This is a genomic window from Enterobacter sp. ku-bf2 (genome assembly GCF_001742765.1).
Classification (GTDB): domain Bacteria; phylum Pseudomonadota; class Gammaproteobacteria; order Enterobacterales; family Enterobacteriaceae; genus Enterobacter; species Enterobacter quasiroggenkampii.
This window is the reverse complement of sequence record NZ_MDVW01000012.1, coordinates 493,299-519,724: the sequence shown is the minus strand read 5'-3', so window position 1 is coordinate 519,724 and position 26,426 is coordinate 493,299. Positions and strand designations below refer to the sequence as shown.

The 26,426-nt window shown below is 56.7% G+C and carries 19 protein-coding genes; 5 read left to right on the top strand and 14 right to left on the bottom strand.

What is annotated here, in order from left to right:
• Window positions 1-2: 2 nt before the first annotated feature.
• Entirely contained in the window at window positions 3-1,352 is a 1,350-nt protein-coding gene (cysG, locus tag BFG58_RS14780) for a siroheme synthase CysG (protein ID WP_162270769.1), read from the bottom strand.
• A gap of 246 nt (window positions 1,353-1,598) precedes the next feature.
• On the opposite strand from cysG, the gene BFG58_RS14775 reads away from it, so the two are divergent.
• Window positions 1,599-2,642 carry an aminopeptidase gene (locus tag BFG58_RS14775; protein WP_048029216.1) on the top strand — a complete coding sequence of 348 codons (1,044 nt, stop codon included), beginning with the start codon at window positions 1,599-1,601 and terminating at the stop codon, window positions 2,640-2,642.
• 98 nt (window positions 2,643-2,740) lie between these two features.
• On the opposite strand, the gene cysH is transcribed toward BFG58_RS14775, so the two are convergent.
• The 3 genes from cysH to cysJ are packed head-to-tail and all read right to left on the bottom strand — an operon-like array spanning window position 2,741 to window position 7,008.
• Complete coding sequence (cysH, locus tag BFG58_RS14770; protein ID WP_045908483.1) at window positions 2,741-3,475, bottom strand: phosphoadenosine phosphosulfate reductase; 735 nt, start codon at window positions 3,473-3,475, stop codon at window positions 2,741-2,743.
• Window positions 3,476-3,490: 15 nt separating this feature from the next.
• Window positions 3,491-5,203 carry an assimilatory sulfite reductase (NADPH) hemoprotein subunit gene (gene cysI, locus BFG58_RS14765; protein WP_008499617.1) on the bottom strand — a complete coding sequence of 571 codons (1,713 nt, stop codon included), beginning with the start codon at window positions 5,201-5,203 and terminating at the stop codon, window positions 3,491-3,493.
• On the bottom strand, window positions 5,203-7,008 hold the full coding sequence (gene cysJ / locus BFG58_RS14760; protein WP_069720026.1) for an NADPH-dependent assimilatory sulfite reductase flavoprotein subunit: 1,806 nt from the start codon (window positions 7,006-7,008) through the stop codon (window positions 5,203-5,205). Before cysJ ends, cysI begins: the two co-directional genes overlap by 1 nt.
• A gap of 306 nt (window positions 7,009-7,314) precedes the next feature.
• On the opposite strand from cysJ, the gene queD reads away from it, so the two are divergent.
• Window positions 7,315-7,677 carry a 6-carboxytetrahydropterin synthase QueD gene (gene queD, locus BFG58_RS14755; protein WP_023294450.1) on the top strand — a complete coding sequence of 121 codons (363 nt, stop codon included), beginning with the start codon at window positions 7,315-7,317 and terminating at the stop codon, window positions 7,675-7,677.
• An 87-nt stretch (window positions 7,678-7,764) separates the two neighbouring features.
• Here queD and queE read toward each other — a convergent pair whose 3' ends face one another.
• From queE to BFG58_RS14740, 3 genes are all read right to left on the bottom strand, one after another.
• Complete coding sequence (gene queE / locus BFG58_RS14750; RefSeq protein ID WP_021241905.1) at window positions 7,765-8,436, bottom strand: 7-carboxy-7-deazaguanine synthase QueE; 672 nt, start codon at window positions 8,434-8,436, stop codon at window positions 7,765-7,767.
• A gap of 72 nt (window positions 8,437-8,508) precedes the next feature.
• Entirely contained in the window at window positions 8,509-9,198 is a 690-nt protein-coding gene (locus BFG58_RS14745) for an N-acetylmannosamine-6-phosphate 2-epimerase (RefSeq protein ID WP_069720025.1), read from the bottom strand.
• The gene (locus BFG58_RS14740) at window positions 9,198-10,757 is read right to left on the bottom strand and encodes a PTS transporter subunit EIIC (protein WP_069720024.1); all 1,560 of its coding nucleotides are present in this window, start codon (window positions 10,755-10,757) and stop codon (window positions 9,198-9,200) included. Before BFG58_RS14740 ends, BFG58_RS14745 begins: the two co-directional genes overlap by 1 nt.
• A gap of 165 nt (window positions 10,758-10,922) precedes the next feature.
• Here BFG58_RS14740 and BFG58_RS14735 point away from each other — a divergent pair, with 165 nt between their 5' ends.
• Both BFG58_RS14735 and BFG58_RS14730 read left to right on the top strand, forming a co-directional pair.
• Complete coding sequence (locus tag BFG58_RS14735) at window positions 10,923-11,747, top strand: MurR/RpiR family transcriptional regulator (RefSeq protein ID WP_048224648.1); 825 nt, start codon at window positions 10,923-10,925, stop codon at window positions 11,745-11,747.
• Between the two features lie 358 nt (window positions 11,748-12,105).
• Window positions 12,106-13,215: an SDR family oxidoreductase gene (locus tag BFG58_RS14730; protein WP_069720023.1), complete on the top strand. Its 1,110-nt coding sequence runs from the start codon at window positions 12,106-12,108 to the stop codon at window positions 13,213-13,215.
• 54 nt (window positions 13,216-13,269) lie between these two features.
• Here BFG58_RS14730 and eno read toward each other — a convergent pair whose 3' ends face one another.
• The 5 genes from eno to rlmD form a co-directional block, all read right to left on the bottom strand.
• Window positions 13,270-14,568: a phosphopyruvate hydratase gene (eno, locus tag BFG58_RS14725; protein ID WP_024909267.1), complete on the bottom strand. Its 1,299-nt coding sequence runs from the start codon at window positions 14,566-14,568 to the stop codon at window positions 13,270-13,272.
• A gap of 82 nt (window positions 14,569-14,650) precedes the next feature.
• Entirely contained in the window at window positions 14,651-16,288 is a 1,638-nt protein-coding gene (gene pyrG / locus BFG58_RS14720; RefSeq protein ID WP_032648095.1) for a glutamine hydrolyzing CTP synthase, read from the bottom strand.
• Window positions 16,289-16,511: 223 nt separating this feature from the next.
• Window positions 16,512-17,303: a nucleoside triphosphate pyrophosphohydrolase gene (gene mazG / locus BFG58_RS14715; protein WP_069720022.1), complete on the bottom strand. Its 792-nt coding sequence runs from the start codon at window positions 17,301-17,303 to the stop codon at window positions 16,512-16,514.
• 66 nt (window positions 17,304-17,369) lie between these two features.
• Window positions 17,370-19,601 carry a GTP diphosphokinase gene (gene relA / locus BFG58_RS14710; RefSeq protein WP_008499628.1) on the bottom strand — a complete coding sequence of 744 codons (2,232 nt, stop codon included), beginning with the start codon at window positions 19,599-19,601 and terminating at the stop codon, window positions 17,370-17,372.
• A 51-nt stretch (window positions 19,602-19,652) separates the two neighbouring features.
• Window positions 19,653-20,951 (bottom strand): 23S rRNA (uracil(1939)-C(5))-methyltransferase RlmD, encoded by a 1,299-nt coding sequence (rlmD, locus tag BFG58_RS14705; protein ID WP_069720021.1) that lies wholly within the window; start codon window positions 20,949-20,951, stop codon window positions 19,653-19,655.
• A 57-nt stretch (window positions 20,952-21,008) separates the two neighbouring features.
• Between rlmD and barA the strand changes: the two genes are divergently transcribed.
• Window positions 21,009-23,768 (top strand): two-component sensor histidine kinase BarA, encoded by a 2,760-nt coding sequence (gene barA / locus BFG58_RS14700; protein ID WP_048029196.1) that lies wholly within the window; start codon window positions 21,009-21,011, stop codon window positions 23,766-23,768.
• A gap of 89 nt (window positions 23,769-23,857) precedes the next feature.
• Here barA and BFG58_RS14695 read toward each other — a convergent pair whose 3' ends face one another.
• Window positions 23,858-24,997 (bottom strand): glycerate kinase, encoded by a 1,140-nt coding sequence (locus tag BFG58_RS14695; protein WP_069720020.1) that lies wholly within the window; start codon window positions 24,995-24,997, stop codon window positions 23,858-23,860.
• Window positions 24,998-25,074: 77 nt separating this feature from the next.
• The gene (gene gudD / locus BFG58_RS14690; protein WP_069720019.1) at window positions 25,075-26,415 is read right to left on the bottom strand and encodes a glucarate dehydratase; all 1,341 of its coding nucleotides are present in this window, start codon (window positions 26,413-26,415) and stop codon (window positions 25,075-25,077) included.
• Window positions 26,416-26,426 lie beyond the last annotated feature (11 nt).

The window sequence follows — 26,426 nt, the reverse complement described above, 5'->3', positions numbered from 1 at the left end:
CCTTAAGCCAAATTTACAACAGAAGAACCAAAGCCTTCTGTATCGGTTGTGTGCTGAAACCAGGCGAGCGTGCTGTGCAGCTGCACCACTTCCCCCACCACGATCAGGGCGGGCATAGGGGCGTCTTTCGCCAGGGTTGCAAGATGTTCCAGGGTGCCCGTCGCAACGTGCTGATCGACGCGCGTGCCGCGAGAAATGACGGCAACGGGGGTCGTCGCCTCGCGACCGTGCTGAATAAGCTGTTCGCTGATGTCCGCCGCCTTCATCGTGCCCATGTATATCGCCAGCGTCTGGCGGCTCTGGGCGAGATGCGACCAGTCAAACGGCGTGCTGTCCGCCTTATAGTGGCCGGTCACAAAGGTGACGCTCTGGGCGTAATCGCGGTGGGTCAACGGGATACCGGCGTAAGCCGTCACCGCAGAGGCCGCCGTGATGCCGGGCACCACCTGGAACGGTATGCCCGCTTCGGCCGCCGCCTGCAGCTCTTCGCCGCCGCGACCGAAGATAAACGGATCGCCCCCCTTCAGGCGCACCACGGTTTTGCCCGCTTTGGCGGCGTCAACCAGCATCTGGTTGGTGTCGTGCTGCGGCACAGAGTGCTCGCCTGCCCGTTTACCCACGCAGATTTGCTCCGCGTCGCGACGGATCAGCTCGCGCACGCCGTCGGTGACCAGATGGTCGTAGAACACCACGTCCGCGTCCTGCAGCACCTGCAGGCCGCGCAGCGTCAGAAGCCCGGCATCGCCCGGCCCCGCGCCCACCAGAATGATCTCCCCGCCGGTGCTGCCGGGGTTATCCAGTTCATCTTCAAGAATTTTCTGCGCCGCTGTCTCATTGCCGGCATGCATCAGGCTGGCAAAGCGGCCGCGAAACACGCGCTCCCAGAAGCGACGGCGTTCCGTCACGCTGGTCAGGCGCGTTTTCAGATGGTTGCGCCAGTAGCTGGCTTTCTCAGCCATCCGCCCGAGGCTGGTCGGTAGCAGCGCTTCGATTTTTTCCCGCAGCACGCGTGCCAGCACCGGCGCGGTCCCGCCGGAGGAGATCGCCACCAGCAGCGGCGAGCGGTCAACGATCGACGGGAAAATAAACGAGCATAAAGGCTGGTCGTCCACCACGTTCACCAGGCGGTAACGGGCCTGAGCGGCGTCGGAGATCCGCCGATTGAGGTCACGATCTTCGGTCGCCGCAATCACCAGCACGACGCTATCGATTTGTGACTCGTGAAAATCTGCCTCTGCAACGACCTGCACCTGCGCCCCTGCGCGCTGCAGAAACGCAATTTTGCGATCGGCGATTTCACCCGTGCCAACAACCAGCACCGGTTTCTCTTTAATCGCAGCAAATAAGGGCAGATAGTCCACAAGCAACAACTCACTAACAACGAGGAATAGAGGGACTATAGGGGGCGGCTTAGACCGAATGAAATTACGAATTGGAATGAGTAGTTACTCAATGGAATAACGCGATGAAAATGCTAATACCAAAAAGTGCTTAACACGCGATATTTCGGGCATTTAAGAGCAATTCAAATTGTGTATGGACGATCACAGTTTCATACTAGGCGGGTGACTATTTTGCTCTGTTTTTAAGGACTCACTATGTTTTCCGCAACGCGCCACCGTATTGCTGCCCTGGCGCTCGGCGTTTGCTTTATTCTTCCCGCTCAGGCAAAAAACCAACCTTATGGTGAAATCGCCAATATGCAGGCGCGGCATATTGCCACCGTTTTCCCCGGTCGCATGACCGGATCGCCTGCGGAAATGCTCTCCGCAGACTATCTTCGCCAGCAGTTTGCCGACATGGGTTATCAGAGCGATATCCGGTCGTTTCACAGCCGCTACGTCTATACCTCACGAAATAAAACGAAAAACTGGCATAACGTGACCGGCAGTACGGTGATTGCGGCCCACGAAGGCACCGCAAAAGAGCAAATTATTATTATGGCGCACCTCGATACCTACGCCCCGATGAGTGACGCCGATACGGATAATAATCTTGGCGGGCTGACGCTGCAGGGCATGGACGACAATGCCGCAGGCTTGGGCGTGATGCTCGAACTGGCCGAGCGGATGAAAGATATTCCCACCCAATATGGCATTCGTTTTGTTGCCACCAGCGGTGAAGAAGAGGGCAAACTCGGCGCTGAGAATCTCCTTAAGCGCATGAGCGCTGAGGAGAAGAAAAATACACTGCTGGTGATTAACCTCGACAACCTGATCGTCGGCGACAAGCTCTATTTCAACAGCGGGCAGAGTACGCCGGGTACCGTGCGGAAACTGACGCGCGACCGGGCCCTGGCGATAGCCCGCAGCCATGGTGTTTATGCCACCAGCAACCCTGGCGGTAACCCGGATTATCCGCGAGGCACAGGCTGCTGCAACGACGGGGAAGTGTTCGATAAGGCGGGCATTCCGGTGCTGTACGTGGAAGCGACAAACTGGGCGCTGGGCAAAAAAGATGGCTACCAGCAGCGGGCTAAATCGAAGGCCTTCCCGGACGGGACGAGCTGGCACAACGTGATGCTGGACAATCAGCAGCACATCGATCGCGCGCTGCCGCAGCGGATTGAACACCGCAGTCGTGATGTGGTGAAGGTGATGCTGCCGCTGGTGAAAGAGCTGGCGAAAGCGGGGAAAGCCTGAGGCCGTTAAGCCCGGTGGCGGCTACGCCTTACCGGGCCTACATAGGGAACGAGCCTTTGTAGGCCCGGTAAGCGCAGCGCCACCGGGCAAAAAGGTTATCACCCTTCGTGCAACCCGCACTCGCGCTTCAGCCCGAAGAATCGCGTCTCTTCTTCCGCCATTCCCGGTTCCCACTTACGCGTGGTGTGAGTATCGCCCACCGACAGATAGCCCTGGTCCCACAGCGGATGGTATTTCAGCCCGTGCTTTTGCAGATACTGATACACCGTCCGGTTATCCCAGTCGATAATCGGCAGCACTTTAAAGACCCCGCGCTGAACCGCCAGCACCGGCAAGGTTGCCCGGCTGCCGGACTGCTCGCGGCGCAGACCCGCAAACCACGTCTGCGCATTAAGCTCTTTCAGCGCCCGGTTCATCGGCTCAACTTTGTTAATCTCATTGTACTTCTCAATGCCCTCAACGCCCTGCTCCCACAGCTTGCCGTAGCGCGCCTCCTGCCAGGCCGCGCTTTCCGTCGCGCGGTAAACTTTGAGGTTCAGCCCGAGCTTGTCCGTCAGCTCGTCAATGAACTGGTAGGTTTCCGGGAACAGATAGCCGGTGTCGGTGAGGATCACCGGAATGTCCGGACGGATCTGATTCACCAGATGCAGGCTGACCGCCGCCTGAATACCAAAGCTCGACGAGAGCACATACTCTCCCGGCAGGTTTTCCAGCGCCCACGCCACGCGCCCTTCGGCGTCCAGCTTTTCAAGATGGGCATTGGTTTCTGCCAGCGCCAGAATGCGTTCGACTTTTGGCAGGTCATTAAGGGCGTTTAGATCGAGTACGGACATAATTACCTCTCGTGTTTACTCCCAGAAATCCCTGGCGGGATCGAGCACCGGGCGAATGATGCCCGCACGCACCGTAAAGTCGCCGAAGCCTTCACCCGCTTCGCGCTCTTTCGCCCAGCGCCCGACAAGCTCGTCGATGGAATCAAGAATTTCCGGCTCGGTGATGTTCTCGCGGAACATACGCGGGATGCGCGTACCGATTCGGTTACCGCCCAGGTGCAGGTTGTAACGACCCGGCGCTTTCCCCACCAGTCCGAGCTCGGCCAGCATCGCACGACCGCAGCCGTTCGGACACCCGGTGACGCGCATAACAATATGCTCGTCCGGAATGCCGTGTTTTTCCAGAATCGCTTCCACTTTGTCGGTAAACGACGGCAGGAAACGTTCCGCTTCCGCCATCGCCAGCGGACAGGTCGGGAACGACACGCAGGCCATTGAGTTTTCGCGCTGCGGCTTCACCGCATCCATCAACCCATGTTCGCGCGCCAGCTTCTCGATCTTCGCCTTCTGGCTTTCCGGCACGCCAGCAATGATCAGGTTCTGGTTAGCCGTAATGCGGAACTCGCCCTTATGGATCTTCGCAATTTCCAGCAGACCGGTTTTCAGCGGACGCCCCGGATAATCCAGAATACGGCCGTTTTCGATAAACAGCGTCAGGTGCCATTTATTGTCGATACCCTTCACCCAGCCAATGCGATCGCCGCGACCGGTGAATTCGTAAGGGCGGATCGGCTCAAACTTGATGCCCGCGCGACGCTCCACTTCCGCTTTGAACGTCTCCACGCCCACGCGCTCCAGGGTGTATTTGGTTTTCGCGTTTTTACGGTCGGTACGGTTACCCCAGTCGCGCTGGGTCGTCACCACCGCTTCCGCCACGGCCAGCGTATGCTCCAGCGGCAGGAAGCCGAACTCGCTGGCGGTACGGGCGTAGGTTTTCTTGTTACCGTGTTCGATGGACAGGCCGCCGCCCACCAGCAGGTTAAAGCCCACCAGCTTGCCGTTTTCGGCAATCGCCACGAAGTTCATGTCGTTGGCGTGCAGGTCGATATCGTTCTGCGGTGGAATAACGACCGTGGTTTTAAACTTACGCGGCAGGTAGGTCTGACCGAGGATCGGCTCTTCGTCGGTGGTCGCGACTTTTTCCTGATCGAGCCAGATCTCTGCATAGGCGCGCGTGCGCGGCAGCAGGTGCTCGGAGATCTTCTTCGCCCACTCGTACGCTTCGGCGTGCAACTCGGACTCATACGGATTCGAGGTGCAGAGCACGTTACGGTTCATGTCGTTGGCGGTCGCCAGCGCGTCCAGCCCAACGGAGTGCAGCATCTGGTGCACCGGCTTGACGTTCTTCTTCAGAATGCCGTGGAACTGGAAGGTCTGACGGTTGGTCAGACGGATGCTGCCGTAGATCGTGTTTTCACCGGCAAACTTGTCGATCGCCTGCCACTGTTTGGTGGTAATCACCCCACCCGGCAGACGGCAGCGCAGCAGCATCGCGTGACGCGGCTCCAGCTTCTGCTCTGCACGCTCGGCGCGGATGTCGCGGTCGTCCTGCTGGTACATGCCGTGGAAACGGATCAGCAGGAAGTTGTCGCCTTTGAAACCGCCGGTGAGACCGTCATTCAGATCTTCAGCAATGGTGCCACGCAGATAGTTGCTTTCCAGCTTCATGCGCTCGGCGTCTGTCAGTTTACCTTCGACCACCAGTGGCCCTGGATGTTTTTCGCTCATTAGTAGACATCTCGCTGATAACGGCGCTCAACGCGCAGCTCACTTAAAAATTCGTCCGCCGCTTCGGCATCCATACCGCCGAATTCGGCAATCACTTCCAGCAAAGTCTGCTCAACGTCTTTCGCCATGCGATTGGCGTCGCCGCAGACATAAATGTGGGCACCGTCATTGATCCAGCGCCACAGCTCTGCGCCCTGTTCGCGCAGTTTGTCTTGTACGTATACTTTTTCTTTCTGGTCGCGGGACCAGGCCAGATCGATGCGGGTCAGTACGCCTTCTTTCACATAGCGCTGCCACTCAACCTGGTAGAGGAAATCTTCAGTAAAGTGCGGATTGCCAAAGAACAGCCAGTTTTTACCCGGCGCGCCGTCTGCCGCGCGCTGCTGCATGAAAGCGCGGAACGGCGCAATGCCGGTGCCCGGGCCAATCATAATGACCGGCGTTTCCGGGTTTGCCGGCAGGCGGAAGTTATCGTTGTGCTCGATAAAGACGCGCACTTCGCCCTCTTCTTCCACGCGATCCGCCAGGAAGCCTGATGCCCCACCCGTGCGGGCGCGGCCTTCGATATCGTAACGCACTACGCCGACGGTAATATGCACTTCACTCTCCACTTCAGCCTGCGAAGAGGCGATGGAGTACAGGCGCGGAGTGAGCGGACGCAGCAGACCGATCAGCGCATCGGCATCCAGCTGAGCCGGAGAGAAGCGCACCATATCAACGATCGGCGTCGTCGCGGCGTAATGCTGAAGTTTCGCCTTGTCGCCCACCAGCGGCAGCAGGGATTCGCTGCGCGTCAAGGTGGCATAATTTTCGACGATATTCGGGGTGTTCACCGTCAGCTCAAAATGCCACTGCAGCGCATCAGAAAGCGGCTGCGTTTTACCGTCAACGGTGACAGGCTCGTCGCCTTTCAGCCACAGCAGCTCAACCAGCTCTTTCACCAGCGCCGGATCGTTCTGATACCAGACGCCCAGCGCATCGCCAGGCTGATAGCGCAGGCCCGAGTCGCCCAGATCGATTTCGATATGGCGCACATCTTTTTCTGAATCGCGGCCGGTAATTTTCTGGTTCACCGACAGGCTCGCCGTCAGCGGCGCCTCTTTGGTGTACGGGCTGGTGTGGATGTCGTTAACAGCACCCGTCGCGGTGAACGCGGCCTGCGCCGACGTCTCTTTCGGCACGCGCGCTTTTAACACCTCAACGATGCGGGCGCGCCATTCAGCGGCGGCGGCCTGGTATTCGACATCCGCGTCAACGCGGTCCAGCAGGCGCTCCGCGCCCAGCTCCGCCAGCTTGCTGTCGAAGTCTTTGCCGGACTGGCAGAAGAATTCATAGGAGGTGTCGCCCAGGCCAAAGACGGCAAACGCCGTGCCATCCAGCTTCGGCGCTTTTTTCGAGAACAGGAACTTATGCAGCGCCACCGCTTCTTCAGCGGGTTCACCTTCACCCTGCGTAGAGGTAACCACCACCAGCAGTTTTTCTGACGCGATTTGCTTAAATTTGTAATCCCCGGCGTTGACCAGGTTCACGTTCAGTTTCGCGGCCAGCAGGTCGTCGCGCAGTGCTTCGGCCACGCGGCGGGCATTGCCCGTCTGCGAGGCGGAAATCAGGGTAATGGCCGGAATTTCAACGGCTGTGGCCGGTGCACCCGCCACAGCGCCAGGCTGCTGATTGAGCATTCCCCAGAAATAACCGGAGACCCAGGCAAGCTGAGTGGGAGAAAAATCAGAGGTGGCAGCCTGAAGGCGCGCCAGTTGCTCCGGGTTCAGGGGAAGCAAATTTGAAGGTGGGGCCTGTGTTGTCATGCGTCGTTATGTTCCAGTAGCCAAGCGGACTTTAAGCGAATAAATCCAAACTGAAGATAAGGTTAACGGCGAGGATAATAACAATTAAAGAAGGGATGGAAATAATAAATAACCAAATGGACTAACCTGTTTTGGTTGTCATGCTTAGCGATAAAACCGATTAAATAACCTTATGAAATAAAAGAACAAAAACCGTTAAACACACTGAATACGAGGCGGTTGCCGCTCAGAGCCGTTTTAGTTAATGCTAAAAATTGTGCTTTCCGGTACTATGCGGCGGTTTTTTCCGCATTACTGAGAGCGATCATGTCCACCACACTGTTTAAAGATTTCACCTTCGAAGCCGCCCACCACCTTCCGCATGTCCCTGAAGGGCATAAATGTGGCCGTCTGCACGGGCATTCGTTCATGGTGCGTCTTGAGATCACCGGTGAAGTTGATCCGCATACCGGTTGGATCATGGATTTTGCCGAGCTGAAGGCGGCGTTTAAGCCGACCTACGATCGTCTGGATCACTACTACCTGAATGAGATCCCGGGCCTTGAAAACCCGACCAGCGAAGTGCTGGCAAAATGGATTTGGGATCAGATGAAACCGCGGGTACCGCTGCTGAGCGCGGTGATGATCAAAGAGACCTGCACCGCGGGCTGCATCTATCGCGGGGAGTGATGCTTGCCGGGTGGCGCTGACGCTTACCCGGCCTACAAGCGCCTCGAACCGTAGGCCCGGTAAGCGTTCGCGCCACCGGGCTTTTTTTCAGGCAATATTCAGATATTTGTGCGTCTGCATCGACAGGCGCCAGTTGCGCGCAATACAGGTTTCAATGCACAGGCGCGTTGCATCGTCTTTCTGGCTGATAGGCTGCAGGGCAATCACCCGCTGCTTTTCATCCGTCAGGGTGGCCAGCAGTTCATCCAGCGCTTCGATATCTCGCACGCGCCCTACCGGGTGCTTAATCTCATCCGCGCGCTCCAGCGCCTGAGACAGCACGTCGTACCCGCCGCGCATATTCACTTTTGGCGATACCGTCACCCAGGTGGTGTGCGAGCAGCGCACTTCATGGGTGCCGCTGGTTTCGATCTGGCAGCTGTAGCCGTTCTTTTCGAGCAGCTCGGTCAGCGGGGTCAGATCGTGGATGCAGGGTTCACCGCCGGTGATCACGACGTGACGGGCCGTCCAGCCCTGACGGCCAATAATGGCCAGCAGATCTTCGGCACTGCCCGCGCCCCACTTATCGCTCTCTTTGGTTTTCGCCAGAATGCTAAACAGCGACACTTCCCGATCTGCGAGCTTATCCCACGTATGTTTGGTGTCACACCAGGCACAGCCAACCGGGCATCCCTGTAAACGAATGAAAATAGCGGGAACGCCGGTAAAGTAACCCTCGCCTTGCAGGGTCTGGAACATCTCGTTAATCGGGTACTGCATAGTCATCTCAGTAAAGGGGATAAACGATAAGTATCGCAGATCCCCGCCGGATGGTCATGCTCCATCGGTGCTTTACGCGCCAATCGCCGCCATGAACCGTTCCGTGATTTGCTGTGGACGGGTGATCGCGCCGCCGACCACCACCGTATGCGCGCCCAGCGCCAGGCATCTGGCCGCACGTTCAGGCGTATCCACGTTGCCTTCGGCAACCACGGGCACCGTCACGGCCGCCAGCACCGCTTTCAGGAACGCGCAGTCGTTGTCAGGCAATGTATGGCCCGCGGTTTCCGCCGTGTAGCCGTATAGCGTGGTGCCGACGCAGTCGAAGCCCAGCGCCTGCGCCGTCACGGCTTCGTCCACGGAGGAGATATCCGCCATCAGCAGCACCGCGGGATAGCGTGAGCGGATGCGCGAGACCAGTGTTTCCAGAGATTCGCCGCCGGGACGTTCCCGCGCCGTCGCATCAAGCGCAATGATGTCCGGCGAGACGCTCATGAGCTCATCCACCTCTTTCATTGTCGCGGTGATAAACACCTCACTTTCAGGATAATCCCGTTTGATGATGCCGATGACCGGCAAAGACACCTGCTGCTTTATGGCCTCAATATCCGCCACGCTGTTGGCACGAATAGCCGCGGCCCCGCCCTGTGCCGCCGCCAGCGCCATGCGCGACATAATAAATGGGCTGTGCAGCGGTTCATTTTCCAGCGCCTGACAAGAGACGACCAGTTTTCCCTTCAGGTTTTCCAGTACAGTGTTCATTACGATAAGATCTCTTCCACTTCGTTTTTGATAATCGTGACGTGCGGGCCATAAATGACCTGAACGCCGTTGCCGCGCACGATAACGCCGCGCGCCCCGGTGGCTTTCAGCGCCGCGTCATTCACTTTGCTGCCGTCTTTAACCGTGACGCGAAGACGCGTGGCGCAGCAGTCCACCTCGTCCAGATTGTCTTTTCCGCCTAATCCGGCGATCACTGCAGCAGCGCGTTCGTTTTGCGGCAGACTGACTTCGTCAGCCATCGCCTCCTTTTCCCGACCTGGCGTCGCGAAATCAAAGCGGTTAATCAGATAGCGGAAGGTAAAGTAGTACAGGAAGAACCACGGTACGCCGATCAGCGGAACGAACATCCAGTTGGTTTTGGCCTCTCCCTGCAAAATGCCGAACAGCACGAAGTCGATGAAACCGCCGGAGAAGGTTTGCCCGATGGTGATATGCAGCATGTGCGCGAGCATGAATGCCAGCCCGTCAAACAGCGCATGGATGACGTAGAGTACCGGCGCAATAAACAGGAACGAGAATTCGATAGGCTCGGTAATCCCCGTCAGGAACGAGGTTAACGCCGCAGAAAGCAGCAGTCCGGCAACGCGTTTTTTGTTCTCGGGTTTTGCCGTGTGGTACATCGCCAGGCACGCCCCGAGCAGGCCAAACATCATCGTAATAAAGCGCCCGGACATGAAGCGTGACGTGCCCTCATAGAAATGTTGCGTGTTCGGGTCAGCCAGCTGAGCGAAGAAGATCCGCTGTGTGCCCTCAACCAGATGGCCGTTGACGATTTCACTCCCGCCAAGCGCGGTGGTCCAGAAAGGCAGATAGAAGATGTGGTGCAGACCGAACGGGCCCAGCATGCGGAGAATAAAGCCGTACAGCAGGGCGCCCAGATAGCCGGTCGCATCCACCAGCCCGCCCAGACCAAAAATCAGCTTCTGGAAATGCGGCCAGACCACGGTCATGAGCGCACCGACGAGTATCGCCGCCAGCGAACTGATAATAGGAACAAAGCGCGAGCCGCCAAAAAAGCCCAGGAACTGCGGAAGCGCAATTTTATTAAACCGATGATGGAGCGCGCAGGTCACCAGCCCAATCACCACGCCGCCAAACACGCCGGTTTCCAGCGTCTGAATACCCAGCGTCATGCCCTGCCCCACGGCCCCCGGGTTCTCATGCGCCAGTTTGCCGGTGAGGATCAGCAGCGCGTTGATGGTGGCATTCATCACCAGAAACGCGAGTAACGCCGCCAGACCCGCCGTGCCCTTATCGCTTTTTGCCAGCCCAACGGCCACCCCAACGGCAAACAACACCGAGAGGTTCGCAAACACGATGGATCCTGCGCTGCTCATGATGGTGAAAATGGCCTGCAGCCAGCTCACGTCTAAAAACGGATAGGCTGCCAGCGTGTTGGGATTCGATAACGCGCCGCCTATCCCCAGCAACAGACCCGCCGCAGGCAACACGGCAATCGGCAACATAAAGGATTTGCCAAAGCGCTGCGCTTTTTCAAACCATCCTCCTGAAGAAGCCCCACTGAATATTTGCATCATTTTTTCATCCCCTCATTAAACGATGAAAATTTTTACCATATAAATATTTAATAGTGAAAATTATCATCACAAACCAGGACGACGATCATACTTTTTCAAAATGACTGGCATCTTTCCCCCGCTTTCCGCCACACTAGTCGCAGAGAAACGCATTAAGGATCGAGCATGTCAGACCATGAAAACCTGCTGCTGAAGCTACGCCAGGAGGCTTCCGGGTACAGCCCAACACAACAAAAACTCGGTGAGTTTGTCCTCAGCGATCCAGCCCGGGTGCTCTACCTGACGATCACCGAGCTGGCGCGCGAGAGCCACACCAGCGAGGCCAGCGTCACGCGTCTTTGCCGGACGCTGGGCTGCAAGGGCTATAACGAATTTAAAATGGCGCTTGCGCTGGATATTCAGCAGGGCCAGCCCGCGCGTCAGGCGGGGGATGAGATTGATAACGTGGTGGATGAGTCGGTGCAGGCATTGCAGGATACCGCCAGGCTTCTTGACCGCACGCTGCTTGAAAAGGCCGCGCTGGCGCTGCATCAGGCGCAGTCGGTGCAGATTTATGGCGTTGCGGCCAGCGCGATCCTCGGGGAGTATCTCCACTACAAGCTGTTGCGTCTGGGGAAACCCGCACAGCTGTTTAGCGATATGCACCGCGCGGCCATGAATGCGACAACGCTTTCAAAAGAGACCCTGGTGGTGGCTATCTCCAGCTCGGGTTCAACGCGGGATTTACTCCACGTGGTGAAGCTTGCCCGCAAACGTGGCGTTAAGGTACTGGCTCTCAGCAATACGCCCCGCAGCCCGCTGGCGTCCCTGAGCGACATGCAGTTGGTGGCCGCCAAGCCAGAGGGGCCGCTTAGCGCGGGCGCGCTCAATGCTAAGGTTGGGGTCATGCTGCTGGTCGAGCTGCTGACTACGTCCCTGATTGCGCTGGATGGTCATTACGGCGACGTTAGCCAGCAAACAGCCAGCGCCACGCTTCCCCTTTTACTCTGAAAATCATTCGCAGGCTAAATAAAACAGCCTGCGTCTTGTGTCGTCTGATTTACGTTAAGGGGCGTTTAAATCATTTATCCGGTAAATGTTTGGTGTAACAAAGTATTATATTTATTACATTTTGAATTAAGCTAACCACCTGGTGGTCAAGCCATAAAAAACATTAAAATCAATATCTTAAAATATTAATTTTAATAAATTGAATTTTTACCCAACCTGTAATGTCCAATATCTCCACCTGATTTTCTTTCCTTAAAATAAGCTTAAGACGCCATTGATTTCGGCGTTTTATTATTTAAATGCCGTTTACTTTTGCCCGCCTACAATCCGCCTCATCAATCATAATGAGACGGTATTAATGAAGATGTTATTGATTACAGGCGTGACCGGATTTCTGGGCGGTGCAGTACTGGAAAAAATACTCACCAGCGATCAACCCGTAAAACTGCTTTTGCTCGCGCGTGCCAGCGATCCGCAGAGCGGGCTGGAGCGCGTGCTGGAGAACATGCGCAAGTTCAACGTTCCTGAGGACAAACTGGCCTCTCTGAATGTGGATAATATCCTGATTGGCGACCTCAGCCAGCCTGAAGCCTTCCTGAACGATACCCGTCTGGATCGGGTCACTCATGTCGTGAACTGTGCGGCTGTCGCCTCATTTGGTAACAACCCGCTCATCTGGAAGGTCAACGTTGAAGGAACGCTGGCGCTGGCGCGCCGTATGGAGCAAGTCTCAGGACTGCAGCGTTTCCTCCACGTGGGTACGGCAATGTCATGCACGCCGGAGCAGGATTCCCTGGTCGCCGAAAGCGCCGAATTCAGAGAGAATGCTGAACACCTGGTGGAATACACTTATTCGAAGTCAACCATCGAACAGCTGATGCGCCAGAAGTGTCCGAACCTGCCGCTGCTCATCGCCCGTCCGTCCATCGTTGTCGGCCATACCCGCCACGGCTGCACGCCGTCGAGTAGCATTTTCTGGGTCTTTAGCATGGGCCTGATGCTGCAGAAGTTTATGTGCTCCATGGAAGACAGGATCGACGTTGTTCCGGTGGATTATTGCGCCGACGCGCTGTTAATGCTGCTGAACAGCAACGCGCGTCCGGGGGAAGTGGTACACATTTCTGCCGGTGAAGAGAACAGCGTTCGCTTTGCGGATATCGATCAGGCGATGGCGCAGGCGCTGGAGAAAGCCCCCGTCGGGGATAAATATGCGCAGGTTAGCTACGAAACGCTGGTCAGAATGCGCCGCGAGTTGAAAACGATTTTTGGCCCGTGCAACGAACGTCTGATGCTAAAAGCCATGCGGTTATACGGTGCGTTTGCCACGCTTAACGTGCGCTTCAGCAACGATAAGCTGCTGAGCATGGGGATGCCGAAGCCACCCCGGTTTACGGATTATATCGCCCGCTGCGTGCAAACCACCCAGGGGCTGACGATCCCGGAGCAAATGGCGGTCGATTTTAAATAGCCCAAAAAAAATGCCAGTCATTCGACTGGCATTTTCATTTTAAGGCGTAGGCAATTATGCCTGACCTTTGATCTCTTTACGACCGTTGTATGGTGCTTTTTCGCCCAGCGCTTCTTCGATACGAATCAGCTGGTTGTATTTAGCAACACGGTCAGAACGGCTCATAGAACCAGTTTTGATCTGGCCTGCAGCGGTACCCACAGCCAGGTCGGCAATGGTAGCGTCTTCAGTTTCGCCAGAACGGTGAGAGATAACCGCGGTGTAGCCAGCGTCTTTCGCCATTTTGATCGCAGCCAGCGTTTCGGTCAGAGAACCGATCTGGTTGAATTTGATCAGGATGGAGTTAACGATGCCTTTCTCGATGCCTTCTTTCAGGATCTTGGTGTTGGTTACGAACAGGTCGTCACCCACCAGCTGGATTTTGTCGCCCAGTACTTTAGTCTGGTATGCGAAGCCAGCCCAGTCAGACTCGTCCAGACCGTCTTCGATAGACACGATTGGGTACTGTTTGGTCAGGTCTTCCAGGAAGTGAGTGAACTCTTCGGAGGTGAACGCTTTGTTGCCTTCGCCAGCCAGAACGTATTTACCGTCTTTGTAGAATTCAGATGCTGCACAGTCCATCGCCAGGGTGATGTCTTTGCCCAGCTCGTAGCCTGCAGCTTTTACTGCTTCTGCGATAACAGCCAGTGCTTCTGCGTTAGAACCCAGGTTTGGCGCATAGCCACCTTCGTCACCAACAGCCGTGTTCATGCCTTTAGCTTTCAGAACTTTAGCCAGGTTGTGGAACACTTCAGAACCCATACGTACCGCTTCTTTCAGGGATTTCGCGCCAACTGGCTGAATCATGAATTCCTGAATATCAACGTTGTTGTCTGCGTGCTCACCACCGTTGATGATGTTCATCATTGGTACAGGCATGGAGTATTTGCCTGGGGTGCCGTTCAGTTCAGCGATGTGCTCGAACAGTGGCATACCTTTCGCAGCCGCAGCCGCTTTGGCGTTTGCCAGAGAAACAGCCAGGATTGCGTTCGCACCGAAGTTAGATTTGTTTTCAGTACCGTCCAGATCGATCATGATCTTGTCGATGCCAGCCTGGTCTTTGGCGTCTTTGCCAATGATTGCCTGAGCAATAGGACCGTTTACAGCGCCAACCGCTTTCAGTACGCCTTTACCCAGGAAGCGAGATTTGTCGCCATCGCGCAGTTCCAGCGCTTCGCGGGAACCGGTAGAAGCACCTGATGGAGCAGCTGCCATACCAACGAAACCACCTTCCAGGTGAACTTCGGCTTCAACGGTCGGGTTACCACGGGAGTCGATGATTTCACGACCGATGACTTTAACGATTTTGGACATTAGATTTTCCTCAGTACAAGTTAAACTAAAACTCCAGACAAACAACGCGTACCAAAGGTACGCGTTGCCGTTCTAACTTTTTTTACTTCGCCTGACGCTTCTGGTAGTCACTGGCGGCCTTCACAAAGCCTGCAAACAGCGGATGCCCGTCACGTGGCGTTGAAGTAAATTCCGGGTGGAACTGGCAGGCGACAAACCACGGATGGTTTGGCACTTCAATGATCTCGACTAACTGATCATCCCCGGAGCGTCCCGCAACACGCAGGCCCGCGGCTTCAATAGGTTTCAACAACATGTTGTTGACTTCATAGCGGTGACGATGGCGCTCGGTGATGACCGGCTCGCCATACAGCTTGCGAACCACGCTATCGTCAGTCAGCTGGCAGGCCTGTGCGCCAAGACGCATGGTGCCACCCAGATCGCTCTTCTCGGTACGGACTTCGACGTTACCTTCTTCGTCACGCCATTCGGTGATAAGCGCCACAACAGGGTACTTACAGTCTGGCACAAATTCCGTAGAGTTCGCGTTTTCCATTCCCGCTACGTTGCGCGCAAATTCGATCAGCGCAACCTGCATACCCAGACAGATGCCGAGGTATGGAATATTGTTTTCACGCGCATAGCGCGCGGTGGCGATCTTGCCTTCTACACCACGGTAGCCGAAGCCGCCAGGGATAAGAATAGCATCCAGATCTTTCAGGATTTCAACGCCACGCGTTTCAACATCCTGCGAATCAATCAGCTTGATGTTCACGGAGACACGGTTCTTCAGACCACCGTGTTTCAGCGCTTCGATCACGGACTTATAGGCATCCGGCAGCTCAATGTACTTGCCGACCATACCGATAGTCACTTCGCCTGCCGGGTTGGCTTCTTCGTAAATAACCTGTTCCCATTCAGACAGGTTAGCTTCCGGACAGTTCAAGCTGAATCGTTTACAAATATAATCGTCCAGGCCCTGAGATTTCAACAGGCCCGGGATTTTATAAATGGAATCGACATCTTTCATTGAAATAACGGCTTTTTCAGGCACGTTACAGAACAATGCAATTTTCGCACGTTCGTTCGCCGGCACCGCACGATCGGAACGGCAAACCAGGATGTCTGGCTGAATACCAATGGAGAGCAGCTCTTTAACAGAGTGCTGAGTCGGTTTGGTTTTCACTTCACCTGCAGCGGCCATGTACGGCACCAGCGTCAGGTGCATGAACAGCGCGTGTTCACGGCCAATGTCTACCGCCAGCTGACGAATCGCTTCCAGGAATGGCAGGGATTCGATATCACCCACGGTACCGCCGATTTCAACCAGCACCACGTCGTGGCCTTCGCCACCCGCAACAATGCGTTCTTTGATGGCGTTAGTGATGTGCGGGATAACCTGAACGGTGGCACCCAGATAATCACCACGGCGCTCTTTACGCAGAACGTCGGAGTAGATGCGGCCGGTCGTGAAGTTGTTACGACGGGTCATTTTGGTGCGGATGAAACGCTCGTAGTGGCCAAGATCCAGATCGGTTTCAGCGCCGTCTTCAGTAACGAACACTTCCCCGTGTTGGATTGGGCTCATGGTGCCCGGATCGACGTTGATGTACGGATCCAGTTTCATCATGGTCACATTGAGGCCACGGGCTTCAAGAATGGCTGCGAGGGAGGCTGCGGCAATGCCTTTACCCAGAGAGGATACGACCCCGCCGGTCACAAAAATATAGTTCGTTGTCATGCTGAACCTGAGAAGTTAGGGTGAAACGATGGAATAACCAGGACGGGAAAGTAGTATACCCGAACACGGCGAGCGCCACAAACTTTCATTCTCCGTCTCCATTCCAGGCCATGACAAACATAAGGAGTGAGAAAATAGCCCCTTTTGGGTAAATGTTTTTGACGCAAATCAAGCGCTTGTCATTTAAAAAATCACACAAATTGCGCTTGATCGCAAAATTTCGTTAGAGATCAGATTCCTGGCGCTTTACTTCCTGCCAGACTTCTTCCATCGCGTCGAGGTCAATACCGCTCATTTCCAGGCCTCGCGAGGCGACAATCCGCTCCACTTCGCGAAAGCGGCGTTCGAATTTCAGGTTGGCTTTTTGCAGTGCCGTTTCCGCTTTTACACCCAGGTGGCGAGAAAGGTTGACGGTCGCAAACAGCAGATCGCCCATCTCTTCCTCAAGCTTTGCTTCCTCCACCACCGCCTGCTGCGCTTCGTGCATGACCTCGTCAATCTCTTCGTGCACTTTATCCAGCACCGGGCCGAGGGAGGTCCAGTCAAACCCCACCGCGGAGCAGCGTTTCTGTATTTTGTGCGCGCGCATCAGCGCGGGCAGGCTCAGCGGGATATCATCCAGCGCGGAGTGCTGGGATTTTTCTGCCCGCTCTGCACTTTTGATCTGCTCCCAGCGGGCCAGCACTTCGGTGCTGTTTTCTGCGGTGGCGTCACCAAAAATATGGGGATGACGGCGCTCAAGCTTGTCGCTGATGGCAGCGCAAATATCGTCAAAGTTAAAGCGCCCTTCTTCCTGCGCCATCTGCGCGTAGAACACCACCTGGAACAGCAGATCGCCCAGCTCGCCGCGCAGGTCGTCAAAATCTTCACGGGAAATGGCGTCCAGCACCTCGTAGGTCTCTTCAAGGGTGTACGGGGCGATGGTGGCGAAAGTCTGCTCTTTGTCCCACGGGCAGCCGTTTTCCGGGTCGCGCAGGCGTGTCATGATGCCGAGCAGGCGGTCGATTTGAGTCATAGTTCTGTCCTGATGAAAAAATGCCGGGTGGCGGCGTTGCCTTACCCGGCCTACGGAAGAGGATGTTTAGCCGCCGTGCAGACGACGCGCGTCAATCACATCCGGCACCTGGTTCAGCTTGCCGAGCACGCGGCCCAGCACCTGCAGGTTGTAGATTTCGATAGTCATATCGATGGTGGCAAGCTGCTCGCGGGTATCGCTGCGGCTGGCAACGCCCAGCACGTTGACCTTCTCGTTGGCGAGAATAGTCGTAATGTCGCGCAGCAGGCCGCTGCGGTCGTTGGCGGTAACACGCACCACCAGCGAGTAGCCAGCGGAATAGCTTTCCCCCCAGACCGCTTCCACGATGCGCTCCGGCGCATGGGACTGAAGCTCGGCAAGCTGGTCGCAGTCGGAACGGTGAATCGAAATTCCGCGCCCCTGGGTGATAAAGCCGACGATATCATCCCCTGGGATTGGCTGGCAGCAGCGGGCGATGTGGTGCATCAGGTTACCGACACCTTCGACCACCACGCGGCCGTTGTCCTTGCTGCGCTGCTGCGGCGCGTAGGTTTTCTGCTGCAGCTGCTTCAGCGCCGCCGCGTCCTGCTCTTCCGCGCTTGGCTTATTGAACTGCGCCTGCAGGAAGTTCACCATCTGATTCAGACGAATATCACCGCCGCCAATGGCCGCTAACAGCTCATCAAGCTCGTTGAAGTTGTAGCGCGGCAGCAGGAATTTCTCCGCCTCTTTCAGGCTGATTCCGATATGCTCCAGCTCGTCGTCGAGGATCTGACGACCGGCAAGGATATTCTTGTCACGATCCTGTTTACGGAACCAGGCATGAATTTTCGAGCGTCCGCGGCTGGTGGTGACATACCCCAGGTTCGGGTTCAGCCAGTCCCGGCTCGGGTTCGGCTGCTTCTGGGTAATGATTTCAATCTGGTCACCCATCTGCAGTTGATAGGTGAACGGTACGATACGCCCGCCAATTTTCGCCCCGATGCAGCGGTGCCCCACATCGCTATGGATGTGGTAGGCAAAATCGAGCGGCGTAGAGCCGGCCGGCAGGTCAACAACGTCCCCTTTCGGCGTAAAGACATACACCCGATCGTCAAAGACCTGGCTGCGCACTTCGTCGAGCATCTCGCCGGAATCGGCCATCTCTTCCTGCCACGCAATCAGCTTACGCAGCCAGGCAATGCGGTCTTCGTGGCCTGAACGCGCCCCGCCGGACGTGCCTTCTTTGTATTTCCAGTGCGCGGCAACGCCCAGTTCGGCATCTTCATGCATCTGTTTGGTGCGGATTTGAATCTCGACCGTTTTACCACCCGGGCCAAGCACCACGGTATGGATAGATTGATAGCCGTTCGGTTTGGGGTTGGCGACATAGTCATCGAACTCATCCGGCAGATGACGGAAGTGAGTGTGTACTATCCCCAGCGCGGCGTAGCAGTCCTGCAGACGCTCCGCCACGATACGCACGGCGCGCACGTCAAACAGCTCGTCAAAGGCGAGGTGTTTCTTCTGCATTTTGCGCCAGATGCTGTAGATGTGTTTTGGTCGACCGTAGACTTCGGCGCGCACGTTCTCTTCTTTCATCGCCTGACGCAGGCCACCGACAAACTCCTCGATATAGTGCTCGCGATCGATACGGCGCTCGTGCAGGAGTTTGGCAATCCGTTTATATTCCGCCGGGTGCAGATAGCGGAAGCAGTAATCTTCCAGCTCCCATTTCAGCTGACCAATCCCTAAGCGGTTCGCCAGCGGCGCATAGATGTTTGTACACTCTTTGGCGGCCAGCACGCGCTCGTCTTCTGGCGCATCCTTCACCTCTCGCAGGTGGGCAATACGCTCGGCCAGCTTGATGACCACGCAGCGGAAATCATCCACCATGGCCAGCAGCATCCGGCGAACGTTATCGACCTGCTCTGAGGAGACGGAATCGGTGTGCGCGGCTTTAAGCTGGCGGATAGCCGCCATATCGCGTACGCCGTGGATCAGCGCGACGACGGATTTCCCGACGCTGTCGCGCAGCACGTCTTCGCTGACCACGTCCGCATCCGCGAGGGGGAAGAGCAGCGCGGCCTGCAACGTTTCGATGTCCATGTTCAGCATGGACAGGATTTCAACCATCTCCACGCCGCGCCACAGGAGAAGATCGGCGTCGGGATGCCCCTGCGTGGTGCGCAGACAATAGGCCCAGGTTTCGGTTAAGCGTTCACACGACTGCTGGCTGGAAATTCCCAGACTTGCGATCCATTTTTGTGGGTCAAACTCCCCAGCTTTATTGAGATGTGCACTTCTTACCGCAACCATTGTCCTCTCCTTTAGGGACCAGGGCCTGTCGAAGTCGACAAGCCAAACAAATTAGATGTGCTCGAACAACACCATCGATTCCAGATGCCCAGTGTGCGGGAACATGTCCAGCATTGCCAGACGCTGAATCTGGTAACCCGCGCTGAGTAATGCCTCGCTGTCCCGGGCAAGCGTTGCCGGGTTACAGGAAACATAGACCACACGCTTCGGCGCGAGTTTAATAATATGTGCCATCACGCCCGGGGCACCGCCACGTGCCGGGTCGAGCAAAATTTTATCGAAGCCCTGCTTTGCCCACGGCTGTTGGGTGACATCTTCCTCAAGATTTTGATGAAAGAATGTCACATTTTGCAAGCCGTTCTGCCGCGCGTTCTCTTGCCCTTTCGCCACCAGCGCCTCAACGCCTTCCACGCCGACGACGCTGGCCGCTTCTCGCGCCAGCGGCAGCGTGAAGTTGCCCATTCCGCAGAACAGATCGAGCACCCGGTCGCTTTTCTGAACATCCAGCCACGCCAGCGCTTTCGCCACCATCTGCTGGTTAACGCCATCATTGACCTGAATGAAATCTCGCGGACTGAACGTTAAGCGTAGTCCGTTTGACGCATACCAGGGCGCCTCACCGGTAACCTGTTCAAGTATCTCGCTTTGTGGTGCAAGGAAAAGCGCCAGGTCGTGGGAATGCGAAAAGCGTTCCAGTTTTTCGCGATCTTTTTTCGACAACGGCGCGGTATGGCGCAGCACCATCAGCGGGCCATTGTTTGCCATGACCAGTTCGACATGCCCAAGATGGCGAACGCCGTCCAGCCCGGAGAGGCAGATGCGCACTTCCGGAAGCAATGCCTCAATATGGGGCACCAAAATGGGGCACTGCTTCACGTCAACGATGTCGCTGGAGCCGGCCTTGCGAAACCCCATCTCCAGCCGCTCCGTTTTTGGCTGATAGCTGAGGCTCAGGCGTGCGCGACGACGATAGCCCCAGGGCGCATCGGCAAGAATTTCGTTAACGTCATGTTTAAGCAGACGCGCCAGCGCGCGGCTTTTGCTTTTTTGCTGTAATTCTGTGCTCGCGTGCTGTTGCTGGCAGCCGCCACACACGCCAAAATGAGGACAGCGGGGCGCCACACGCTCCGGGCTATCGTTGAGTCGACGCTTAACCTGCCCGCGCGCAAACTGGCGTTTATCTTCCGTCAGCGTAATTTCTGCTCGTTCTGCTGGCAGTAAACCTGTTATAAACAGAGCCTTACCATTGTGGCGTGCCACTCCCTGACCAAACGGATCAAGGTCCGTGGCCTCAACAGTGATGATTTGACGCGTCGTCACGCGTCGCTTTGCAGAGTAGAATTGCGCCATCGCCGAGATTTTTCTCACATAAACATAATTATCTTAATTGTCCCATAACGGAACGCCATGACCAACTACAGCCTGCGCGCGCGCATGATGATTTTGATCCTCGCCCCCACCGTTCTCATCGGTTTGCTGCTGAGTATCTTCTTTGTGGTGCACCGCTATAACGATTTGCAGCGACAGCTGGAGGATGCAGGCGCCAGCATTATCGAACCGCTTGCCGTCTCCAGCGAGTACGGCATGAACCTGCAAAACCGCGAATCCATTGGGCAGTTAATCAGCGTACTCCACCGCCGCCACTCGGACATCGTACGCGCCATTTCCGTTTACGACGAACATAACCGCCTGTTTGTCACCTCGAATTTTCATCTCGATCCGGCAGCCCTGAAGATCCCGGACGGTACGCCGTTCCCGCGTCACCTCACCGTATTGCGGCGCGGCGATATCATGATCCTGCGCACGCCGATCGTGTCGGAGAGTTATTCCCCCGATGAGTCTGCGCAATCCGACGCCAAATCCAGCAATAATATGCTGGGATATGTGGCGCTGGAGCTGGATCTCAAGTCGGTCCGGCTACAGCAGTACAAAGAGATTTTCATCTCCGGCGTGATGATGCTGTTCTGCATCGGCATTGCGCTGATCTTCGGTTGGCGCCTGATGCGCGACGTGACGGGTCCCATCCGCAACATGGTTAACACGGTTGACCGCATTCGCCGGGGACAGCTCGACAGCCGTGTGGAAGGGTTTATGCTGGGCGAGCTGGATATGCTGAAAAACGGCATCAACTCGATGGCGATGTCGCTGGCGGCCTATCACGAAGAGATGCAGCACAACGTTGACCAGGCGACGTCCGACCTGCGCGAAACGCTGGAGCAGATGGAGATCCAGAACGTTGAGCTGGATCTGGCGAAAAAGCGCGCTCAGGAAGCGGCGCGTATCAAATCGGAATTCCTTGCCAATATGTCGCACGAGCTACGCACGCCGCTCAATGGCGTGATCGGCTTTACCCGTCTGACCCTGAAAAGCGAGCTGAATCCTACTCAGCGCGATCACCTGCACACCATTGAACGCTCGGCCAACAACCTGCTGGCGATCATCAACGACGTGCTGGACTTCTCCAAGCTGGAAGCGGGCAAGCTGATCCTCGAGAGTATTCCCTTCCCGCTGCGCAGCACGCTCGATGAAGTGGTGACGCTGCTCGCGCACTCGTCGCACGACAAAGGCCTTGAGCTGACGCTTAATATTAAAAACGACGTGCCGGATAACGTCATTGGCGATCCGCTGCGCCTGCAGCAGGTCATTACCAACCTTGTCGGGAACGCCATTAAATTCACCGAAAGCGGTAATATCGACGTCCTGGTAGAGAAACGCTCGATCAGCAGCAATAAGGTCCAGATTGAAGTCCAGATCCGCGATACCGGCATCGGCATTCCGGAGCGCGACCAGTCGCGTCTGTTCCAGGCGTTCCGTCAGGCGGATGCCAGTATCTCCCGCCGTCATGGCGGCACCGGTCTGGGGCTGGTGATCACCCAGCGTCTGGTGAACGAGATGGGCGGCGATATCTCTTTCCACAGCCAGCCAAATCGCGGTTCAACTTTCTGGTTCCACATTAATCTGGACCTCAATCCGAACGTGCTGACCGATGGCCCGGTAACGGACTGCCTGAAAGGCAAGCGTCTGGCCTACGTTGAACCTAACGCTGCGGCGGCGCAGTGTGCGCTCGACATCTTAAGCACCACGCCGCTGGAGGTGGTCTACAGCCCAACCTTCTCCGCTCTGGCCGTTGAGCATTATGACATCCTGCTGATGGGGATCCCGGTCACCTTCACCGGCGAGCTGACCATGCAGCAGGAGCGGCTGGCGAAAGCCGCGTCGATGACCGACTACCTGCTGCTGGCGCTGCCTTGCCACGCGCAACTGAATGCAGAAGAGTTGAAAAATGACGGGGCCGCCGCCTGCTTGCTTAAACCGCTCACTGCGACCCGCCTGCTGCCCGCGCTCACGGAATATTGCCGTCTTAGCCAGCATGCCCTTCCGCTGATTAACGATGAGCAAAAATTGCCGATGAGCGTGATGGCGGTGGATGACAATCCGGCCAACCTGAAGCTCATTGGCGCATTGCTTGAAGACCAGGTTCAGCATGTTGAGCTGTGCACCAGCGGCGCGCAGGCGGTTGAACAGGCTAAGCAGATGCAGTTCGATTTAATCCTGATGGATATTCAGATGCCGGGCATGGACGGCATTCGGGCCTGCGAGCTGATCCACCAGCTGCCGCATCAGCAGCAAACGCCGGTTATTGCTGTCACCGCGCACGCGATGGCGGGCCAGAAGGAGAAACTGCTGAGCGCCGGGATGAACGATTACCTGGCAAAGCCCATCGATGAAGAGAAACTTCATAGCCTGCTGTTGCGCTACAAGCCGGGTCATATTGGCGGAACGTACACGGTTTCCAGCGAGCAGGCTGAGATAAGCGTTAATCAGAACGCCACCTTTGACTGGCAGCTTGCGCTGCGCCAGGCGGCAGGTAAACCCGATCTCGCCCGCGACATGCTGCAAATGCTGGTCGCGTTTCTGCCGGAAATTCGCAATAAGGTGGAAGAGCAGCTGGTGGGTGAAAACCCGGAAGATCTGCTGGACGCAATCCACAAGCTGCACGGTAGCTGCGGGTACAGCGGCGTACCGCGGCTGAAAAACCTCTGTCAGTTGCTGGAGCAGCAGCTGCGTGCGGGCACGCCGGAATCGGAGCTTGAACCGGAGTTCCTGGAGCTGCTGGATGAAATGGATAACGTGACGCGGGAAGCAATGAAGGTGTTGGGGAGCTGAGGTAAAAGCCCGGTGGCGCTACGCTTACCGGGCCTACAGGTGCACTAACGTAGGCCGGGTAAGGCGAAGCCGCCACCCGGCAATCACAGCTAAAATGCCTGCCCCACTTTCAGCACCGCCGCGATATTTCTTGCGGCCATCCTGACGTTCTCGCCGGCATTTTCCAGCGCGTCTTCCAGCGAGCAGATGGTGTAGATCACGCTAAACACCGCATCAATCCCGTGATCGTGTACCACGCCAACGTCCGCCGTCAGGCTTCCTGCAATGCCGATAACGGGTTTGTTAAAGCGTTTCGCCACCTTCGCCACCCCCACCGGGACTTTGCCGTGGATCGTCTGGCTGTCAATGCGGCCTTCACCGGTGATCACCAAATCCGCATCGGCCACCTGGTCGGCCAGGTGTAGCGCATCGGTCACGATCTCAATGCCCTGGCGCAGCTGCGCGCCGCAAAAGGCGTAGAGCGCCGCGCCCATGCCCCCCGCTGCGCCGCCGCCAGCAAGGTTTAGCACATCAATATCCAGGTCCCGGGCAATCACGCTCGCATAGTGCGCAAGCGCGTTGTCCAGGGTGACGATCATCTCGGGTGTGGCCCCCTTCTGCGGGCCGAATACCGCTGACGCGCCGTCCTTCCCGGTAAGCGGATTGGTGACATCGCAGGCCACCTCAATCCGGCACTCCGCCAGACGTCTGTCCAGCCCGCTCAGGTCGATACGCGCGAGTTTTCCCAGCTCGCCCCCGCCCAGCCCAAGGGGCTGTTCATTGTCGTCCAGCAGCTTCGCCCCCAGCGCCTGCACCATGCCTGCGCCGCCGTCATTGGTGGCGCTGCCGCCAATGCCAATAATGATATGCTTAACGCCCGCATCCAGCGCGTGACGAATCAGTTCGCCCGTGCCCCAGGAGGTGGTTTTTAGCGGATTACGCTGCGAAGGCGCAACCAACTCCAGGCCGCTTGCCGCCGCCATTTCAATAAAGGCGCTCTGCTTATCTCCGGACAAGCCATAGAACCCCTCCACGCGCTCGCCCAGCGGGCCGGTCACCGGAACATGCACAATGCTTCCCTGCGTTGCTGCGATCATCGCCTCAACCGTCCCTTCGCCACCGTCCGCGACCGGCAGTTTCACATAAACCGCCTCGGGAAAGATCTCGCGAAAACCACGTTCTATCGCTGTCGCAACCTCAAGCGCACTCAAACTTTCCTTATACGAGTCCGGTGCGATAACAATTTTCATAAGCCATCCTTACGCATAGTCGTTACGTTAAGCATACACCACGTAAAAGACCGCTCGTGGGAGCGGTCCCAATGCGTTTATCGTACCATGCACGGACGTTTATTGTCGAATGTCCAGTCGGGGATCAAATACTGCATCGCCATCGCATCGTCGCGCGCGCCCAGACCGCGTTTCTGATACAACTCATGGGCCTTCATGACCTGATCCATATCCAGCTCAACCCCCAACCCCGGCGTGGAAGGCACCTGCACCATGCCGCCTTTGATCTCAAACGGCTGCTTAGTCAGACGCTGATTACCTTCCTGCCAGATCCAGTGGGTGTCGATAGCGGTGATGGTGCCCGGCGCGGCGGCGGCGACGTGCGTGAACATCGCCAGAGAGATATCGAAGTGGTTGTTGGAGTGCGAACCCCAGGTCAGGCCAAACTCATGGCACATCTGCGCCACGCGCACCGAGCCCTGCATCGTCCAGAAGTGCGGGTCAGCCAGCGGAATGTCGACTGACTGGAGGGATAAGGTATGCCCCATCTGACGCCAGTCGGTAGCAATCATATTGGTCGCGGTTGGCAGCCCTGTAGCGCGACGGAATTCCGCCATCACTTCACGGCCAGAGAAGCCTTGTTCAGCACCGCATGGATCTTCCGCATACGCCAGCACGCCTTTCAGCTGCTTGCCGATCGCGATCGCTTCATCAAGCGACCAGGCACCGTTCGGATCCAGCGTCACGCGCGCCTGCGGGAAGCGTTTTGCCAGCGCGGTGATGGCTTCCGCCTCTTCTTCCCCGGCCAGCACGCCGCCCTTCAGTTTAAAATCGTTGAAGCCATATTTCTCGTAAGCGGCTTCCGCCAGGCGCACCACAGCATCCGGGGTCATTGCCTCGTCGTGGCGAAGCCGGTACCAGTCGCATTGTTCTTCGGGCTGGCTCTGGTACGGCAGTGGCGTCAGCTTGCGGTCGCCGACAAAGAACAGATAGCCCAGCATTTCCACTTCGCTGCGCTGCTGCCCCTCGCCCAGCAGCGACGCAACGTTAACGCCCAGATGCTGGCCCAGCAGATCCAGCATCGCGGCTTCAATTCCGGTCACCACGTGGATAGTGGTGCGCAGATCGAAGGTCTGCAGGCCCCGGCCCCCGGCATCGCGATCGGCAAAGGTATTGCGCACGGTGTTGAGGACATTTTTATACGTCCCCAGCGTTTTGCCCACTACCAGCGGAATGGCCTCTTCCAGGGTTTTGCGGATCTTCTCCCCGCCCGGAATTTCGCCCACGCCGGTATGGCCAGCATTGTCTTTGATAATGACAATGTTGCGGGTAAAGAACGGCGCGTGCGCGCCGCTCAGGTTCATCAACATGCTGTCATGGCCCGCAACCGGAACGATCTGCATGGCGGTGACGACAGGGGTAGAAAAAGTACTCATCATTCAATCCTTTT

Bases quoted from the DNA above. Each gene is read 5' to 3' on its own strand.
- cysI (WP_008499617.1), bottom strand. From the start codon at position 5,203: ATGAGCGAAAAACATCCAGGGCCACTGGTGGTCGAAGGTAAACTGACA.
- relA (WP_008499628.1), bottom strand. From the start codon at position 19,601: ATGGTTGCGGTAAGAAGTGCACATCTCAATAAAGCTGGGGAGTTTGAC.
- queD (WP_023294450.1), top strand. From the start codon at position 7,315: ATGTCCACCACACTGTTTAAAGATTTCACCTTCGAAGCCGCCCACCAC.
- queE (WP_021241905.1), bottom strand. From the start codon at position 8,436: ATGCAGTACCCGATTAACGAGATGTTCCAGACCCTGCAAGGCGAGGGT.
- BFG58_RS14735 (WP_048224648.1), top strand. From the start codon at position 10,923: ATGTCAGACCATGAAAACCTGCTGCTGAAGCTACGCCAGGAGGCTTCC.
- BFG58_RS14695 (WP_069720020.1), bottom strand. From the start codon at position 24,997: ATGAAAATTGTTATCGCACCGGACTCGTATAAGGAAAGTTTGAGTGCG.
- BFG58_RS14730 (WP_069720023.1), top strand. From the start codon at position 12,106: ATGAAGATGTTATTGATTACAGGCGTGACCGGATTTCTGGGCGGTGCA.
- cysH (WP_045908483.1), bottom strand. From the start codon at position 3,475: ATGTCCGTACTCGATCTAAACGCCCTTAATGACCTGCCAAAAGTCGAA.
- mazG (WP_069720022.1), bottom strand. From the start codon at position 17,303: ATGACTCAAATCGACCGCCTGCTCGGCATCATGACACGCCTGCGCGAC.
- BFG58_RS14775 (WP_048029216.1), top strand. From the start codon at position 1,599: ATGTTTTCCGCAACGCGCCACCGTATTGCTGCCCTGGCGCTCGGCGTT.
- cysJ (WP_069720026.1), bottom strand. From the start codon at position 7,008: ATGACAACACAGGCCCCACCTTCAAATTTGCTTCCCCTGAACCCGGAG.
- BFG58_RS14745 (WP_069720025.1), bottom strand. From the start codon at position 9,198: ATGAACACTGTACTGGAAAACCTGAAGGGAAAACTGGTCGTCTCTTGT.
- rlmD (WP_069720021.1), bottom strand. From the start codon at position 20,951: ATGGCGCAATTCTACTCTGCAAAGCGACGCGTGACGACGCGTCAAATC.
- BFG58_RS14740 (WP_069720024.1), bottom strand. From the start codon at position 10,757: ATGATGCAAATATTCAGTGGGGCTTCTTCAGGAGGATGGTTTGAAAAA.
- eno (WP_024909267.1), bottom strand. From the start codon at position 14,568: ATGTCCAAAATCGTTAAAGTCATCGGTCGTGAAATCATCGACTCCCGT.
- pyrG (WP_032648095.1), bottom strand. From the start codon at position 16,288: ATGACAACGAACTATATTTTTGTGACCGGCGGGGTCGTATCCTCTCTG.
- barA (WP_048029196.1), top strand. From the start codon at position 21,009: ATGACCAACTACAGCCTGCGCGCGCGCATGATGATTTTGATCCTCGCC.
- gudD (WP_069720019.1), bottom strand. From the start codon at position 26,415: ATGATGAGTACTTTTTCTACCCCTGTCGTCACCGCCATGCAGATCGTT.